Below are 16,139 nucleotides of genomic sequence, written 5' to 3'. Positions count from 1 at the left end.
AAAGTTATGTACGACGTTGCAATCATCGGATCAGGATTCGGAGGCGCCGCAAGCGCCATCATGCTGGCGAAACTGGGCCACACTGTGGCGCTGATTGAGAAGGGCAAGCACCCGCGCTTCGCGCTGGGCGAATCGACTACGCCCATCATGAGTAAGACGATTCGGCACCTGGGTCAGAAATACGACATTCCCGAGTTCGTCAATCTGGCCAGTTACGACACCATCATGAACGCGCACATGCCGATCACCTGCGGACCCAAGGAGCTGTTCCACTACTTCTGGCATGAACCTGGATTGTCCTCCGCCAAACTGAGCAATGGCGCCGTGCCGGAAATCATCGTGCAGACGCCGGAAGTGGACACGCAGTTGTACCGTGCGGAGAGCGACAAATATCTGGTGGACGTGGCCATCAGCTACGGCGCGGATTATTTCGAGGAAACCACCGTTGAAGACATTGAATTCAATGACGACGGCGCGGTGATCAAGTGCTCCCGTCCAGACGGAAGCGCCAGCGAAATCAAAACCAGGTTCATCATCGACGGCACCGGCCATCGTTCGCTGATTTCCCAGCGTTACGACCTGATTGTGCCGCAGGAAGAACTGGATACGCCGCTGAAAAGCCGCAGCATTTTCACTCACTTCAAGGATATCGGCGACTTTGAAAGCAGTCTGGAATGCGATGACGCCTTTATCGGACGCACCCCGGTTCCGCGTATTCGCGGCACCCAGCACCACTGCTTCGACGGCGGCTGGATCTGGTTCATCCCGTTCGACAACGGCGTCACCAGTGTGGGGCTGAACCTGGATATCGACACCTATCCAATCAATGACAAAACCGGGGAAGAAGAATTCTGGGAGATCATCGGACGTTATCCGATTGTCGAAAAGATGTTGAAGGGACGCGAAACCTTGATGCCGTTTATCAAGACCAAACGCATTCAGTTTCGCACAAAACAAGCGGTCGGCGATCGTTGGGCCATGTTGCCGGGTTCGGCGGTAGGAGGTGATGGTTGGTTTAGCACCGGACTCGGCTTTACCTTACTTTGCGCACATCGCATCGTAGACATGCTGCATACCAAGATGCTCAAGGACGACGACTTTTCCCGTCAATATCTGGAGAACTACGAAACCGCGCTGTTCAAGGAGTGGAAGTACGTCTGCCGCATGGTGGACGGCATCTACAAGAGCATGCGCCACTTCGAAGTGTTCAAGTACTACTGCTTCTTCTGCTTCATGGGCGCGGAGAGCTTCGTGCACCGTGGCGGCATCAAGCGCCCGCATGATCCCAAGTTCCTGCTGCTCAACGTCGGCGACGACAACTTCGTCGCCAAGTTCGAAGAGTTCTACACCATGGTGAAGGACCTGCACGAACGCGATGAAGTGACCCAGGAGCAGCTCGATTACCTGCGCGATTTCGTGCGCTTCGAAATGAAAGACTATAACTACCGGGATTACGGCAACCCCATTTACGGCGGCGTGCACCGTCGGTTGGACAAGTCATCCCGATACTTCGCGGAACTGGCCTGATCAACTGAGAAATGACCACGGAGAGGACAACATGGTTGCGAGTAATCTTGATCCTATAAGCGTTGATGTCGTCGTAGTGGGCGGAGGCATCGCGGGGTGCTGGACGGCGCTGAAGCTGTTGCGCAAGGGCATCCCCACCGCCATCGCCTTCTACAGCGATAGCGATCGGGGCGGCAAGCTGGGCGCTTCCGCTTTGTCGGTGGGCGCCATCAACACCTCTCCGTTGACGCGCGGGGATTATCTGGAATGGTTGACCGACCTGGGGCGCGGACAAGAGCACTCAGACGTCGGCGCCATCACCAGAAATCACCTGGCGTCGGAACTGGACGCGCTGTTGGAGTTCGACGCGCTCAAGAACATCCAATTGGGTGTGGCGCTGAAATCCGGTTCCGGTCGACATCTGTTGGCGCGGCTGCTGCAGGAGATTCGTTATCTGGGCGGCGTCGTTTTAGACAACGCCTGGGTGACCCGTATCGTCGCCGACGCCAAGCGTTGCCATGGCGTGCAGTATCAAAGCGGCGATCAAATCGGAGCGGTTTACGCCGGCGCGGTGGTGCTGGCCTCCGGCGGCTATTCCGGCCTGTTCCATGGTTCGGTGAAAACCGGCACCTACGGCTCCGTGCACGGTCGCCATCTCGCCGCCGGCGGCTGGTTGAGCAATCTGGAGTTCGTATTCAAACACGGCTACGGACAACCGGACCTGGGCACCCTGACGCCGACGGAAGAACTGCCTGGCGCGGAAATCTATGACGAGAACGGCGAACACGTGGACTGGCTGGAGCAGGAACTGTTCTACGGACGCGGCACCAGCAACCACTTCCAGGCGTTTATGACCTGGCGTAAGGGCGGCGATCTTAAATACTACGTGGACTTTCGCTATCGCGAACTGCACCGCAGCATCAAACGCATCGCCGTAGTCGGCTCCGACGATATCGAAGATATCTGCGCGGACAAAGAAGCCTTGATCGCCGGTCTGGTGGAGCGCTGCCCGGAAGCCAGTCAAGACGCTTTGCGGGAGATTCTTGAAGCGGTGAACCGGCATGAACGGGAGTACAACTTTGAGACGTTCAGCGAGATCAAGGCGCTGGTCGCGGACGCTTATCCGGTGGATCGCAGCCGCATTCGTCAGATCTCCTATTTCTCCATGGGCGGCGTGGCCCACCACAAATTCAAAACCAACCTGAAGAACGTGTTTGTGTGCGGCGAAGCCATGCACGACTACGGCGCTCATCGGGTCGGAGGGTTGCCGTGGGCGTTGTATCTCTGCGCCGCCAAAGTGATTTCTGAAAAGATCGACTTGCTCAAGCGGCAGGGACATTTGCTGTCTACGCCGTTCGAGCTGGATGACAAAGCGTCCGCCTATGACAAGAAGTTGGTGGCGGAGTTGCAGCAGGGATTGCAGCGCTATCAGGAAAGCGGCGTGGATGTGGAAGGCGCGGCAGCCTTCGCCGACTGGATTCGGGATCAACGACGCGCGCTGACGGCGCAACACCGGGAACTGGATGACGTGGTGGCCTATCTGCTGGTGGGCGAGGCCATTATGCGCTCCTCCCTGGCCCGGCAGGAAAGCCGCGGCTGTTTCTTCCGGGACGATTTCGGGGATGAAAATCCCGCCCTGAGCTCACAACGGACGCTGACCCGCTATGACTCAGAATCCGATGAAGTACACGCGGAGCTGATCAGCGCCGAACAACTCTCCGCAATGATAGACAGAGGGCGATTAGCGATGGACGACAAATCTTTGATAAGCAGCGCGGCCACAAAAAACGCGGCTTACTTTCTGTTGAAAAAGCATGTTGAAACCGGACTTGGCGGCAAAGCGGCGGTGGAGACGCTGGACGTTTCATACACTTACGACGAACTGTGGAGCCTGACCAGTCGATACGCCGGTTTCCTGAAAGCCAGTCGCATCGACGAGGGCGACCGTGTGGCGCTGCTGCTGAACGACCGTCCCGAATATCTGGCGATGTTCCTGGCGACGCAGCAAATCGGCGCCATCGCGATTCCGCTCAACACCTTCTCGAAAGAGCAGGAGCTGACTCATTATCTGGAGGATTCCGGGGCCAAGCTGCTGATCACCGAGGCGGAACTGGTGGCTCGTTACTCCGTAGAGCAGATCAACGAGCAGACCCATGTGGAAGTGGTCAGCTACGAGGACATCGCCACCTCCCGCATGGAGCCGGTGGAGGATATTCTTCCGGTCAGCGATGAAACCATCGGCTTCATTCTCTACACCTCCGGCAGCACTGGCAAACCCAAAGGCGCGATTCATCGCCAGGTGAGCATGGGCTTCAGCGCGGAGAATTTTGCGCGCAAAACCCTGAAGATCAACGACCGCGACCGTATTTTCTCTTCCTCCAAGTTGTTCTTCGCCTATGGACTGGGCAATTCGCTGTACTTCCCATTGTACTTCGGCGCCACCGCGCTGTTGTGCAGCACCAAGGCGGCCCCGGAAGTGATTCGGGATATTTTGGGACAGCTCAAGCCGACGGTCTTCTTCGCGGTGCCGGCGGTGTATCGGGGCATCCTGGAGGGCGGCGGCGCGACGGAAGACAACTTCCGCTCCGTACGCTTATGCGTCAGCGCCGGCGAAGCGCTGCCGATCAAGCTGGCGCAACAGTGGTGCGCCGCCACCGGTGTGGAAGTGCTGGATGGCATTGGCAGCACTGAGGCATTGCATATCTTCTGCGTCTCCAACCATTCCTCCGCCAAGGAAAGCTATTACGGCCGCGCTGTGCCTGGCTATGAGCTTTGTGTATGCGATGAGAACGGCAAAGTCCTGACGGAAAACGCCATCGGCGAGCTGCGGGTGAAAGGGCCTACCCTGGCGCAGGGCTATTGGAACAATCCCGCCAAGACGGCGGAAACCTTTTACGACGGATCACTGCTGACCGGCGACCGCTACTTCGCCAACGACAAAGGCGAGTATGTCTTTGTCGGCAGACATGGCGACACCTACAAATCCTCCGGCCTGTGGGTCTCCACTCTGGAGATCGAAGCGGTGCTGGGTGAGCTGGCGGCGGTGGCGGAGTCCTCCGTGGTGGTGTTCCAGGGCAACGACGGGCTATTGAAATCCAAAGCCTATGTGGTGGCCCGGGAAGCGGAAAGCTTCGAGGACAAACAGCGGGTGGAGACCGATACGCACCGCTTCCTGCGGGAGCGTCTGCCTAAATACAAAACCCCTCATTGCGTGGAGGCGCTGGACGAACTGCCCCGCACCGCCACCGGCAAAATCGCCAAGGCGATCCTGCGGGATATGGCTCAGGAAGTCATCTGGGCCAGACCGGTGAGAGAAAGCGCTCCAGAACGGGAGCTGAACATGGCGCAGTAGCGCCGCACTCTAAACGCCGACGTTGGGATGGGCCCGGCGCGGCGGACTAATAAAAAAACTTCCCCCAAAGAAACTGATTCCGCCTACGGGCGGAGGAGGTGGGGGGCTCTAAACAATACTCTTACGGAGAGAAGTAGAATGAGCTTCAGTAACCCAAAGTACTATTCAAACACGGCCACACTTTACAGCGCGGCTTTGGATGAGGGTGACTACCACGATTGGAAAGACTCCATCATTACAGGCCTGATGGGATTCATCACCCCGTTCCCGGAGAAGATGCGCATCAACCGCGCGTTTGTCCGGCAGATGTACGAGGGCTACCAGCAGGAAGGCTTCAACAATATTCTGGATATCGGCGCGGGCCCCATTCCCAGAGGTCATGAGTGGGCGACCGAAGCCAATATCATGTACGTCGATCACAACCCGGACATCGTTGAGCACGCGCGCAGAAAACTGCCCGCCGGCGCCAGCGCAAGATACGAAACCTCCAGCGTCGGCGCGTTGCCAGGGTTGCTGGAAAAAGGTCTGGTGGACGGCTTCTTCGATGATTCCAGAAAAGTGGCTTTTGGTTCCAACGCGGTGTTGATGTTCGTGGACGACGCGGAAATCAAGAGCACCTTCCAATACCTGTACGACTGGTGCGCGCCGGGCTCCGTGCTGAAAATCAGCACCACCGGCATCACCGGATCGGAGAGCGACCTGCGCGCCAAGTTCATTCGCACCTTCTTCAAGAAGGTCAATGCGCCCATGCACATTCGTAACGTGGACAAGTTCTGCGAACTGTTTGCCCCCTGGAAAGTCACGCGTCGCCCCATGCCGTTGTGGGAGTGGGTGAACTGGCCGCCTTCCAAAATGACAGCGGGCATCGGTTTCGATATCTACGGTATTGAACTGCGTAAAGAGTGATTCGCGTCAGGCATGCCGAGCGGTTCGCTCGCTCTTCCCATGGATCGCGGTTAACGCACGAGGAATAAGATATGGATAACATACACAAGGACATCCCTTTCGGGAGTCCGGTTCAGGTGGGGCAGGGCGTATTCCTGCTGAAAATGCCGCTGCCGTTTCGCCTGGATCATATCAACCTGTATCTGATTGATGATCAGGACGGGTGGATTCTGGTCGATACCGGCCTGAATCATCGCGCTGTGCGTGAGACATGGGAAGCGTTGGCGGATACGGTCTTCCAGCAAAAGCCGATCAAGAAGATCCTGATCACCCATCTGCATCCGGATCATATTGGTCAGGCGGCCTGGCTGCAGCGCCGCTTCAAGGCGGACGCCTATATTTCCGAAGGGGACTGGCTGATGGCGCAGCGGCTGTGGTTTTCCCCTGCGGAAAGCGCGATTCCCCGCTACGCGGCGCACTACCGGGCGTTTGGCGTGGACGGGGAGCGTTTCGAGCAACTGATCGAAAACCGCGGCAACTATCAGCGTCTGGTGAAGGAACTGCCTTTACAGGTCAAGTTCTTGCGCGCTGGCGATATCATCAGCGCCGCCAGCGGCGACTGGCGCGTGGTCAGCGGCAGCGGCCACTCTCCAGAGCATCTGTGTCTGTGGAATGAGGCCAGCCGTGAGATGATCACCGGCGACCACGTGCTGCCGAAAATCACCCCGAATATCGGCATTATCGTGGGCGGCCTGTCTAACCCACTTGAAAACTACCTGTTGTCCCTGGAAGATTTTCTGGCGATTGATTGCGCCAGATACTTTCCTGCCCATGGACTGCCTTCCGAGAACTACCATGAACGCATCGCCGAGATCAAAATGCATCATCATCGGCAGTTGCAGAAACTTTTGAGCGGTTGCGGCGAACCGACTACTGTGTACGAAGCGGTGGGCATGCTGTTCAATACGGAGCTGCCGCCTCACCAGTATATGTTTGCGCTGGGGGAGACCGCCGCGCACCTGCGTTATCTTGAAAGCATCGGGTTGATGCATCGCGAGGGCGAGAAAACCTGGTCTTTCAAATCCGTCTCCCAAGCCGACCAGCAGAGGGAGGAAACCGCCTGCGCGTCTTCGGTGTAAGGTCATGACGGAGAGGAGCGGCGGGGTGTTTAAAGTCAGGAAAGTTCTGGTGACTGGCGCGACGGGGTTCGCCGGGAGCCATATTCTGGAAGCGCTGAGTCGAGTCCCAGGAATCCGGCCTATCGCCGCCTGTCGTCATCCCGGCGCACTGCCTGCGGAAGTCTGTTGCGAAGTGCGCGAAGGCGATTTGCGCGACGCCAATTACATCAAGGATGTGTGCCGGGGCGTGGATGTGGTGATTCACGCAGCGGCCTGGACGTCTCTGTATGGTCATCGCGAAAGTTCGCAACGCCTGTATTTTCAGCCGACCCTCGGATTGATCGAGGCGGCGCGGCAGGCGAGCGTAAAAGTCTTCATCAACACCAGCACTGCTTCCGCCGCCGCGCCGGAGCGTTCCTCCGACCCCTATAGTCCCGGCGTCGAGCCTCCTTATTGGCCGCACCTGTGTAATCTGGTGCGCATCGAAAATATCCTGCGCGGATACGCTCGCGACTGGTTTAAGGTGATTAACCTGCGCATGGGGATTTATGTCGGGCGACGTTATCGCGTCGGTTTTCTGCCGATATTGCTGCCACGTCTGAAAACACGGCTGATTCCCTGGATTCGCGGCGGCAAAACCAGTTTGCCCCTGATCGATGGTCGCGATATCGGTCAGGCGTTTTCTCTGGCGGCGCAATGGACGCCGGGAGAAAACTTCGCCGCCTTCAATATTGTCGGTTCCGGCCCGCCCAGCGTGCGTGAGGTGATCGAATACATCGCCGACCGGCATCAGATTCCTAAACCCTGTTACAGCGTGCCGTTTCCCGTCGCCTATGGCGTGGGCGAACTGATGGAGCTGATTGATCCCTTGATGCCCTTTGACCCATTGGTTACCCGCAGCCTGATTCACTTGCTGGAAGAAACCGGGGCGGATAACAGCCGCGCCACCGCTGTGCTGGGCTATCAGCCGCAGATCGACTGGCGACGCTCCATTGACGAACAAATTGAAGAAATATGCCGCCAGAAAACCCTGGCGCCTATGCATAATTTGTTGGAGACCTGAGAGTCTGTTTAAATTGCGGACCTATCGGTAAGTTGTGCGCAGCCTGCTGCCGCGCCGTGGATATGGGAAATGGATCGCATAATGGAATCTCTTTTGTCCTTCATCAACAATTCTGTCTTATGGCTGGTCTATATTGTTCTGAACCTGCCCGGCGAAATCAGCGCTCGCAATGCTGCGGAGCGCCATCAGCGCAACTTGAGCGCGCTGGAAGCGACGCTGAAGGAAGGTGGCCAAGCCAGCTCGACCATCATTTCCGATGGCGAGCGCATGCAGGCGGTTCTTTACTATGATGGGGAATTCAGGGCGACCCTTAAGGGGGAAGAAAAGGAGTCGACAACGATGGGTTTTCAAACCATCGACGCACTGGATGAATACTTAACAAACTCAACGCCTTTCAGGGCGCGTGACTTTATTGCGTAACACCATGCTTAAAATAAAAAAGACGGAAAGGATTCATTATGAATAAAGACATCTGGTTGATTTATCACAAGTCCTCACTCAGCCCCCGTTCGTCCATCAATATGGACGGCTCCGATTACATGGTCGGCGTCAGCGCCGTTCCCGCCAGAGAGATGATGGAAGCGATTGAGCTGTTCAAAGAGCATCTGCGGGAAGACTACATGGCCCCCATGGAGTTGTGGAAGTGCGTGAAATGGGGCTCCGGCGATTATGGTCTGGAAAGTGAAATCGGCGCGGATATCGAAGAATCCGTCACCCTTGCTCAGGCCAGCAACACCACCATCACCACCGGTATTTCCTCCGAATTTCTGGCTGACCTGGAGGAAGAGCTCGTTGTGGTGAAGTCTGAGTGATGCAAAAGTAAGACGGCAAGACGCGCTGTTCAAAATCCGTCTTCAACAGCGACCAAAGATACAAGCCCTTACTGAGTAACGTAAGTAAAAGTAAGGGGCGACGAAACGGGCGCATTTGTTCAAGTGCGCCCGTTTTGCTGTGCGTGTTTACCCGCTAATCAGGCAGGCGACGTTGTCTCGTCGTCCGAATCTATCTCTATTTAAACTAGAACACCCCGATCCGCATCGTTATAATCGCCGGCTTTTTTCCAAAAAGGGGCCAGTTATGTTCGCCGGTTTTGATTATGGGACCTCCAATTGCGCGCTGGGCGTGATTCGTCGCGGAGAAGAGGCGTCATCGGAGGTGAAGTTGCTGGGCCTGGATCGGGACTCGGTGTTGCTGCCTTCCAATCTTTATGCTCTGGATCGCAGTCTGGTATGTGAATATGTCGCCGGGCGCATTGCTGATCCGGACGCCCGTGAATCCTATCTCGCCTCCCGACCCAACGCAGCCGGACAGGCGCAACGCGCCCGCCGTGAGCTGAGCATCGGCTCCGACGAACAAGTGTTGTGCGTCGGTCGGCAGGCGGTGGATCTGCACATCGAAGCGCCGGATGAAGGCTTTTATATCAAGTCTCCCAAATCTTTCCTGGGCTCTGGCGGCCTGAGTCGGCCGCAACTCGACTTTATTGAAGACGTGGTCACCGCCATGATGATATGGGCGAAGTCCCAGGCGGAGGCGAACGCGGGAGCGGAGCTGTCGCAAGCGGTGATTGGTCGTCCGGTGAATTATCAAGGAGCGGATAGCGACGCGGCGAACCGGCAGGCCATGGAAATCATGACCTCCGCAGCGCAGCGGGCGGGATTCAAAGACTTTGAGTTCATGTATGAGCCTCTTGCTGCGGGCGTTAACTTTGAAAGTCGCATGCAGCAGGACCAAGTGCTGCTGGTCGTCGATATCGGCGGCGGCACCACCGACTGCTCCATGGTGAGAATGGGGCCGTCGCACCGCAATAACGACAATCGCAGCGATGACTTTCTGGCGCACTGCGGTCAGCGCACCGGCGGAAATGATCTGGATATCTACCTTACCTACAAAGGCCTGATGCCGTTGTTTGGTCTGGGAACCGATAAAAAATCCGGTCTCACCATGCCCACGCAGCCGTTCTGGAGCGCCATCGAAATCAACAATGTGCGCACCCAGGCGGAATTCAGCGCCTGGCAAACCCGCGATGACATCGCGCAGCTATGCCGCGACGCCAAACGCCCGGAGTTATTGAACCGTCTGTTGCTGCTGCAGGAAGGCCGCAAGAGCTATCAGTTGGTGCGCAGCGGAGAGCAGGCCAAGATCGAGCTGTCAGACGCCGACGCCCATGAGGTGAATCTCGACTACATCGAAAAAGGCCTAAGCCAGCCTTTGGACCGCGCGATGCTGGGCGAAGCGATTCAAAATCCGCTCAACCGGATTATCGACATCGTGCACGAGGCGCTGAAACTGGCGCAATGCCGTCCGGATCTGGTATACCTCACCGGCGGCAGCGGCAAATCCCCGGTTATCCGCGCCGCGCTTGAGCAGGAGCTGGGCGAAATTCCCGTCGTGGACGGCGACTTCTTCGGTAGCGTCGCGGCGGGGCTGACCCAATGGGCCGCTAAAATCTACCGATAACAGGCTGCAGATAAAGGTACGGATGAAGTTACGGATAAAGGCCGCAAAGTAAGGAAATAAAATGGAGCGAGTGATCAAGAAACTAACGTTAGGATTGTTTGGGTTTTGGTTGCTCGCGTTGATGGCCGCTCTGATTACATTGCGTACCTGTCCAGGCGCGATTGAGTGCAGCCAGCATGACGATCGCATCCTGTTGACGTCTTTGCAAAGCGCGCTGCGTCTGTATCAGCTCGACCACAACGCACTGCCTTCAAGAGAGCAAGGATTGCAGGCGTTGAAGAACGGTTATCTCGCCAAAATCCCAATTGACGCATGGGGACAAGAGTATCAGTACTCTCCTGAGCCCTGGCATGGGATGGAAATGACGCTGTACTCGATTGGCCCAAATGGCGTCGATGAAAAAGGCGAGGGCGACGATATCGTGAACTGGGATAAGGCCTATCCCTGCGGTATTTTCGACCCTTGTCCAAGTCTCTGTGAGCGTGCCCAAAATGCAGCGATTCATGCCGGTATGGTCTTGCTTCCTATTACCTGTTTGTCTGGATTGGCGTGGTTGGCGATCTTTATACGACGTCGGCGTCAGGCGAGAGGGGTTGAGAGAGAGTAGAGGGGGGGGAAGTTATTTCAACAATGTTCAATTTACGGGGGAGAAATTTCCAAACACCCGCTTTTTACCTAGAGTCGCGCTGCTAAGATTGGCGGGCGCTTGGTTCATTTTGGGCTATCTTCCTGTGATAGTTCGTCATCCTTGCATTCCCTTTTTTATTCCGCTTCTACCTGCATGTAGTCGATATAAGCGTTGAGTCCGTCTTCCGCTTCTTGCTGCGAAGCGTAGGGGCCGATGGGAATTTGTTCGCGGGTCAGGTAGAACCACTCGCCGTTTTCGATATAAAAACGATCTGAGCGATCGTAGCTGGGACGCTGAAGCGCGTCGTCGGTGCGTGTCAATTGGTTCATGTCTACTCCATAAGAAACTGCTGTTAGAACCGGAAAGGCGAAAAATTATACACATTTACACTTTGTTACAAAAGAGCGAAATGCCTCGCCCTTCTAAGACTTTCAGCGAATACCCCTCATTTTGACTAGGGTATTCCCTAGGGGCGGAGTCATTTTGGGACTTAGACAGGGCGCCGGTCGATTAACTAGAGTGACTTCTTTGAACTCCCAGTCTCCGACCGGCGCATCGTGCGTCGTAATACCTTGTGTTCCTGGCGATATCAGCGTACGCGGCCGTTCTTCCAGGCTTTCAACAGCTCGTCGTAAGACGCCGTAACGCCCTTGGGTTTTTCATTGGATAGTTTGGGCTTGGGCGCGCCGGGTTGGCGCAGCCAGTAGTCTGCGCCCTTGACCTCACTGGCGTCCGCGATTTTAGGCGCGCAGGACTGCAATTCCATGTTTCTCTGAATGACCGCCATCGCCCGATCTTGCCTTTCCGCCAAAGTGTCCAGCGCCTGCTGCGGGGTTTTCTTGCCAGTGATGGCGTCCGCCAGCGTCGGCCACCAGTAGCGCGATAGCTTGGGATAGTCCGGGACGTTGACGCCGGTGGGCGTCCAGGCTTTGCGGGCGGGACTCAAGTAGAATTCCACCAGTCCGCCCAGTTTGGGGGCGGCTTTTTGCATGGCGGCGGATCTCAGGTCGGATTCGCGAATCGGCGTCAGGCCCACCAGGGTTTTCTTCAGGGATACGGTTTTAGCGACGGTGAACTGCGCATACAGCCAGACCGCTTTTTGTCGGGTTGGGCTCATGTTTTTGGGAATGGTCCAGGAACCGGCGTCCTGATAACCCAGCTTCATCCCTTCCTGCCAATAGGCTCCGTGAGGCGAGGGCGCCATGCGCCATTTTGGCGTGCCGTCGCTGTTCACCACTGGCAGACCGGGCTTGGTCATGTCTGAGGTGAAGGCGGTGTACCAGAAAATCTGCTGGGCGATGTGGCCCTGCGCGGGAACGGAGCCAGCTTCGCTGAAGTCCATTTTGATAGCTTCCGGCGGCGCATATTTCTTCAGCCAGTCGATATATTTCTCCAGTGAGTACACGGCGGCGGGGCTGTTGGTGGCGCCGCCGCGATCCATGCTGGAGCCCACCGGGTGGCAACCTTCGATGCGGATGCCCCATTCATCTACGGGCTTGCCGTTGGGCAGCCCCGGGTCCCCCGCGCCGGCCATGGAAAACCAGGCGTCGGTGAAACGCCAGCCCAAAGACGGATCGCGCTTGCCGTAATCCATGTGTCCGTAAACCCGCTCGCCATCGATGTGTTTGACCTTATTAGTGAAGAAGTCGGCGATGTCCTCATAGGCGGACCAGTTGATCGGCACCCCGAGTTCGTAACCGTAAATTTCTTTGAACTTCTTCTTCAGGTCCGGGCGTTGGAACCAGTCGTAGCGAAACCAGTAAAGGTTGGCGAACTGTTGATCGGGAAGCTGATAGATCTTGCCGTCGAGTCCGGTCACGAAGCTGACGCCGATAAAGTCGTTGATGTCCAGAGTGGGTAAGGTGACGTCTTTGCCTTCCCCTTGCATGAAATCGCTCAGAGCCAGAATGCGCCCGGAGCGGGAGTGATTGCCGATCAGGTCGGAGTCGCTGATGAAGGCGTCATAACGGTGTTGGTCGCCAATGAACTGCACCCAAAGGCGGTCAATGACTGTGCCTTCCGGCTGCAATTCATGGTTGATCTTAATCCCGGTCAGTTCGTTGAACGCCTTCGCCAACACTTGGGATTCATATTCGTGGGTTTTAATGGTTTCCGACAGTACGTTCAGTTCGAGTCCCTGATAAGGCGCGGCGGTGTGGATAAACCAGGCCAGCTCTTCGATTTGCTGATCTCGGCTGATGGAGGAGTCTTTGAACTCGCTATCCACCCATTTTTCCACCTGCGCGCGTTTTTGCGGCGTCAGTCTGTCGGCGTAGGGGCCGGCGGCTGCGTCTGCGGCATGCAGCGCCGCGGCAAGAGTGAGAGAAAGCATAGAGACGCTGAAAGTGTTTTTTATTGTGATCATAACTACTCAACCTGTCTTCGTATTTGTTCGTTTTTATTTGAGAAAGGAAAGCGATACAGTCGGCATTCGAAATGTGACGCCAATTGCAATGGATAAAATTTATACACAAAATGCCGTAATTTAAATGGCTGTCGCTGAATTATTTGTAATTATTCGTATGTGAATAAGCTAAGTGGATGCGATGAATGAATTTTCCAAAACGAAAAAATTGGAAAAATGGCGTTTTTGTGCGCAGTGTGTATAATCCAACGCCCCTTTTTTATCGGCCCCGCCATACTGGTGAAGGCCGCTCCGCTTCTGATCGTTCGTGGAACAAATATGTTGTTACTTTCAAAAAAACATGACTGGCTGGGAAATGTGCGAGCCGACCTGCTGGCCGGACTGGTGGTTGCGCTGGCGCTGATTCCTGAAGCGATTGCGTTTTCCATCATCGCTGGCGTTGACCCCAAAGTAGGGCTGTACGCGTCTTTCTGTATCGCCATGACTATCGCTATCGTCGGCGGCAGACCCGGTATGATCTCCGCCGCCACCGGCGCGATGGCGTTGCTGATGGTGGATCTGGTGAAAGTTCATGGCCTGCAGTACCTGCTTGCAGCCACCTTGCTGACCGGCGTATTGCAGATACTGGCCGGGTATCTGAAACTCGGGCAGTTGATGAGCTTTGTCTCACGCTCGGTGGTGACAGGCTTCGTCAATGCGCTGGCGATTCTTATTTTCGTATCGCAATTGCCGGAGCTGACCAACGTCACCTGGCACGTATACGCCATGACCGGGGCGGGACTGGTCATCATTTATCTGTTCCCCCATGTGCCGGTGATTGGTAAGAGCCTGCCGTCGCCATTGGTCTGCATTCTGTCCATGACCGCGGTGGCGGTGCTATTTGATCTGGATATCCGTACGGTAGGCGATATGGGCAAATTGCCGGATACGCTGCCAATCTTTCTGTTCCCCGACGTACCCTTGAACTTTGAAACGCTGGCGATCATTTTCCCGTTTTCCGCACCCATGGCGGTGGTGGGATTATTGGAATCTTTGATGACAGCGACCATCGTTGACGACCTGACCGACACAAAGAGCGAAAGAAACCGTGAGTGTAAGGGGCAGGGCATCGCCAATATCGTCGCAGGGCTGTTTGGCGGCATGGCTGGGTGCGCCATGATCGGTCAGTCGGTGATAAACGTTAAATCCGGTGGTCGCGGCAGGCTATCCACTTTCGTAGCGGGCTTTTTTCTGCTGGTGATGATCGCTTTCCTGGGGCCTTGGTTGTCGCGTATTCCCATGGCGGCCTTGGTGGCGGTCATGATCATGGTGTCTATCGGTACTTTCAGCTGGGACTCCATCATTAATCTGAAGAAGCATCCGCTCTCCACTAATATCGTGATGATTTCTACCGTTGCCATGGTTATCGCGACTCATAACCTCGCTTACGGCGTTTTTCTCGGTGTTTTGCTGGCGGCGTTGTTCTTCGCCAATAAAGTCAGCCACTTCATGTATGTCGAATCCGCCCTGAGTGAAGATGGCGCCCAACGCACTTATCGGGTGGTGGGGCAGGTGTTTTTTAATTCATCCGACAAATTTGTCGCCAACTTTGATTTCAAGGAAGCCGTGGATAAAGTGGTCATCGACCTGCATCGCGCGCACTTCTGGGATATCTCCGCCGTTTCTGCGTTGGATAAAGTAGTGATAAAGTTCCGCCGGGAAGGGGCGGATGTCGAGTTGATCGGCCTGAACGAGGCCAGCGAGACAATTGTTGACCGCTTCGGCGTGCACGATAAGCCCGAAGAGATCGAGAAAATCATGGGAGGTCATTAATGGATAACAATAACAAGACGGTGTTGGCCTGTATCGACGGCTCTAACTTCAGTCGCGCCGTTTGCGATTACGCCGCCTGGATTGCGCAGCGTGTCGGCGCGTCCTTGAAGCTGTTGCACAACATCGAACATCGCGAAGCGCCCGCCGTGTCGGATCTGACTGGCAGCATTGGTCTGGGCAGCAGAGAGAAACTCCTGGCGGAGCTGACCGATCTGGAGCAGCGTCGCAGCAAGATTTTGTTGCAGGAAGGCAAACTGATGCTGGAGGCGGCGAAAGAAAGAGTGATCGCCGCTGGCGTCAGCGATCCTATCGTCAACCAGCGTCACGGCGGTCTCACCGAGGCGCTGATTGAGCTGGAGGACGATATCGGGGTGCTGGTGATGGGCATTCGCGGCGAAGAGCATGAGAATCAGGCGGGCCGCGTTGGCGCGCATCTGGAAACCATTATTCGCTCCTTGCATCGTCCAGTGTTGGTGGTGAATGGCGAATTCAGCGCGCCTCAGCGCATCATGCTGGCCTATGACGGCAGCGAAGCCGCTGGCAAGGCGCTGAATATGGTGGCGGAAAGCCCGCTATACAAAGACCTAAGTTGCCATGTCGTGCATGTCAGTCGCGACGGCAAGGCCAATGAGCAGGTGCTGGAGCAGGCGGCGCAACGTTTGCGGAACGCCGGCGTTGATGTCGTCACGGCCAAGCTGACTGGCGCAGTGGAGCAGGAATTATGCGACTACCAGCGTCAGCACGATATCGATCTAACTGTTATGGGCGCCTACAGCCATACCCGTCTGCGTGAACTGCTGCTCGGCAGCTTCACCGCCAAGATGCTGACAATGACGCAAAAGCCATTGTTATTGCTGCGCTAGGATTTCCTGTAGAAACAGGGATAGTTTGAACAGGATGATTTAAGAAAGAGGGAAGGCGTCCGCCTGTGCGGCGGACGCGAACTTTCTGAC

At 56.0% G+C, this 16,139-nt stretch carries 13 protein-coding genes; 11 read left to right on the top strand and 2 right to left on the bottom strand.

What is annotated here, in order from left to right; genetic code table 11:
• Nucleotides 1-6 precede the first annotated feature (6 nt).
• The 9 genes from ONV78_RS05785 (at nucleotide 7) to ONV78_RS05745 (ending at nucleotide 10,988) form a co-directional block, all read left to right on the top strand.
• Complete coding sequence (locus ONV78_RS05785; protein ID WP_279501822.1) at nucleotides 7-1,527, top strand: FAD-dependent oxidoreductase; 1,521 nt, start codon at nucleotides 7-9, stop codon at nucleotides 1,525-1,527.
• 31 nt (nucleotides 1,528-1,558) lie between these two features.
• Nucleotides 1,559-4,858: a benzoate-CoA ligase family protein gene (locus ONV78_RS05780; protein WP_279501821.1), complete on the top strand. Its 3,300-nt coding sequence runs from the start codon at nucleotides 1,559-1,561 to the stop codon at nucleotides 4,856-4,858.
• Nucleotides 4,859-4,996: 138 nt separating this feature from the next.
• Nucleotides 4,997-5,764 (top strand): SAM-dependent methyltransferase, encoded by a 768-nt coding sequence (locus ONV78_RS05775; RefSeq protein WP_216735861.1) that lies wholly within the window; start codon nucleotides 4,997-4,999, stop codon nucleotides 5,762-5,764.
• Between the two features lie 71 nt (nucleotides 5,765-5,835).
• The gene (locus tag ONV78_RS05770) at nucleotides 5,836-6,882 is read left to right on the top strand and encodes an MBL fold metallo-hydrolase (RefSeq protein ID WP_279501817.1); all 1,047 of its coding nucleotides are present in this window, start codon (nucleotides 5,836-5,838) and stop codon (nucleotides 6,880-6,882) included.
• A gap of 25 nt (nucleotides 6,883-6,907) precedes the next feature.
• A complete protein-coding gene (locus ONV78_RS05765; RefSeq protein WP_279501816.1) occupies nucleotides 6,908-7,924 on the top strand; it encodes an NAD(P)-dependent oxidoreductase in 1,017 nt (338 codons plus the stop codon).
• 81 nt (nucleotides 7,925-8,005) lie between these two features.
• Nucleotides 8,006-8,344 (top strand): hypothetical protein, encoded by a 339-nt coding sequence (locus ONV78_RS05760; protein ID WP_279501815.1) that lies wholly within the window; start codon nucleotides 8,006-8,008, stop codon nucleotides 8,342-8,344.
• Between the two features lie 38 nt (nucleotides 8,345-8,382).
• Entirely contained in the window at nucleotides 8,383-8,736 is a 354-nt protein-coding gene (locus ONV78_RS05755) for a hypothetical protein (RefSeq protein ID WP_216735865.1), read from the top strand.
• 265 nt (nucleotides 8,737-9,001) lie between these two features.
• On the top strand, nucleotides 9,002-10,381 hold the full coding sequence (gene yegD, locus ONV78_RS05750) for a molecular chaperone (RefSeq protein WP_279501813.1): 1,380 nt from the start codon (nucleotides 9,002-9,004) through the stop codon (nucleotides 10,379-10,381).
• Between the two features lie 61 nt (nucleotides 10,382-10,442).
• Nucleotides 10,443-10,988, top strand: coding sequence for a type II secretion system protein GspG (locus ONV78_RS05745; RefSeq protein ID WP_279501811.1), 546 nt, complete (start codon nucleotides 10,443-10,445; stop codon nucleotides 10,986-10,988).
• Nucleotides 10,989-11,143: 155 nt separating this feature from the next.
• Here ONV78_RS05745 and ONV78_RS05740 read toward each other — a convergent pair whose 3' ends face one another.
• Together ONV78_RS05740 and ONV78_RS05735 are read right to left on the bottom strand one after the other, a co-directional pair.
• Nucleotides 11,144-11,338, bottom strand: coding sequence for a DUF6316 family protein (locus tag ONV78_RS05740; RefSeq protein WP_279501809.1), 195 nt, complete (start codon nucleotides 11,336-11,338; stop codon nucleotides 11,144-11,146).
• Nucleotides 11,339-11,598: 260 nt separating this feature from the next.
• Nucleotides 11,599-13,374 carry an ABC transporter substrate-binding protein gene (locus ONV78_RS05735; RefSeq protein WP_279501807.1) on the bottom strand — a complete coding sequence of 592 codons (1,776 nt, stop codon included), beginning with the start codon at nucleotides 13,372-13,374 and terminating at the stop codon, nucleotides 11,599-11,601.
• A 321-nt stretch (nucleotides 13,375-13,695) separates the two neighbouring features.
• Between ONV78_RS05735 and ONV78_RS05730 the strand changes: the two genes are divergently transcribed.
• Nucleotides 13,696-15,186 (top strand): SulP family inorganic anion transporter, encoded by a 1,491-nt coding sequence (locus ONV78_RS05730; protein WP_279502451.1) that lies wholly within the window; start codon nucleotides 13,696-13,698, stop codon nucleotides 15,184-15,186.
• The gene (locus ONV78_RS05725; protein ID WP_279501805.1) at nucleotides 15,186-16,049 is read left to right on the top strand and encodes a universal stress protein; all 864 of its coding nucleotides are present in this window, start codon (nucleotides 15,186-15,188) and stop codon (nucleotides 16,047-16,049) included. The genes ONV78_RS05730 and ONV78_RS05725 overlap by 1 nt, the downstream gene beginning before the upstream one ends.
• Nucleotides 16,050-16,139 lie beyond the last annotated feature (90 nt).

Source organism: Hahella sp. CR1, from assembly GCF_029813005.1.
GTDB lineage: Bacteria > Pseudomonadota > Gammaproteobacteria > Pseudomonadales > Oleiphilaceae > Hahella.
The sequence above is the reverse complement of the archived record's forward strand: the minus strand, read 5'-3'. Positions and strand labels throughout refer to the sequence as shown.

What these genes read in the sequence shown, in the direction of transcription:
- ONV78_RS05740 (WP_279501809.1), bottom strand. Translation starts at nt 11,338, where the DNA reads ATGAACCAATTGACACGCACCGACGACGCGCTTCAGCGTCCCAGCTAC.
- ONV78_RS05780 (WP_279501821.1), top strand. Translation starts at nt 1,559, where the DNA reads ATGGTTGCGAGTAATCTTGATCCTATAAGCGTTGATGTCGTCGTAGTG.
- ONV78_RS05785 (WP_279501822.1), top strand. Translation starts at nt 7, where the DNA reads ATGTACGACGTTGCAATCATCGGATCAGGATTCGGAGGCGCCGCAAGC.
- ONV78_RS05725 (WP_279501805.1), top strand. Translation starts at nt 15,186, where the DNA reads ATGGATAACAATAACAAGACGGTGTTGGCCTGTATCGACGGCTCTAAC.
- ONV78_RS05770 (WP_279501817.1), top strand. Translation starts at nt 5,836, where the DNA reads ATGGATAACATACACAAGGACATCCCTTTCGGGAGTCCGGTTCAGGTG.
- ONV78_RS05745 (WP_279501811.1), top strand. Translation starts at nt 10,443, where the DNA reads ATGGAGCGAGTGATCAAGAAACTAACGTTAGGATTGTTTGGGTTTTGG.
- ONV78_RS05755 (WP_216735865.1), top strand. Translation starts at nt 8,383, where the DNA reads ATGAATAAAGACATCTGGTTGATTTATCACAAGTCCTCACTCAGCCCC.
- ONV78_RS05775 (WP_216735861.1), top strand. Translation starts at nt 4,997, where the DNA reads ATGAGCTTCAGTAACCCAAAGTACTATTCAAACACGGCCACACTTTAC.
- ONV78_RS05735 (WP_279501807.1), bottom strand. Translation starts at nt 13,374, where the DNA reads ATGATCACAATAAAAAACACTTTCAGCGTCTCTATGCTTTCTCTCACT.
- yegD (WP_279501813.1), top strand. Translation starts at nt 9,002, where the DNA reads ATGTTCGCCGGTTTTGATTATGGGACCTCCAATTGCGCGCTGGGCGTG.
- ONV78_RS05760 (WP_279501815.1), top strand. Translation starts at nt 8,006, where the DNA reads ATGGAATCTCTTTTGTCCTTCATCAACAATTCTGTCTTATGGCTGGTC.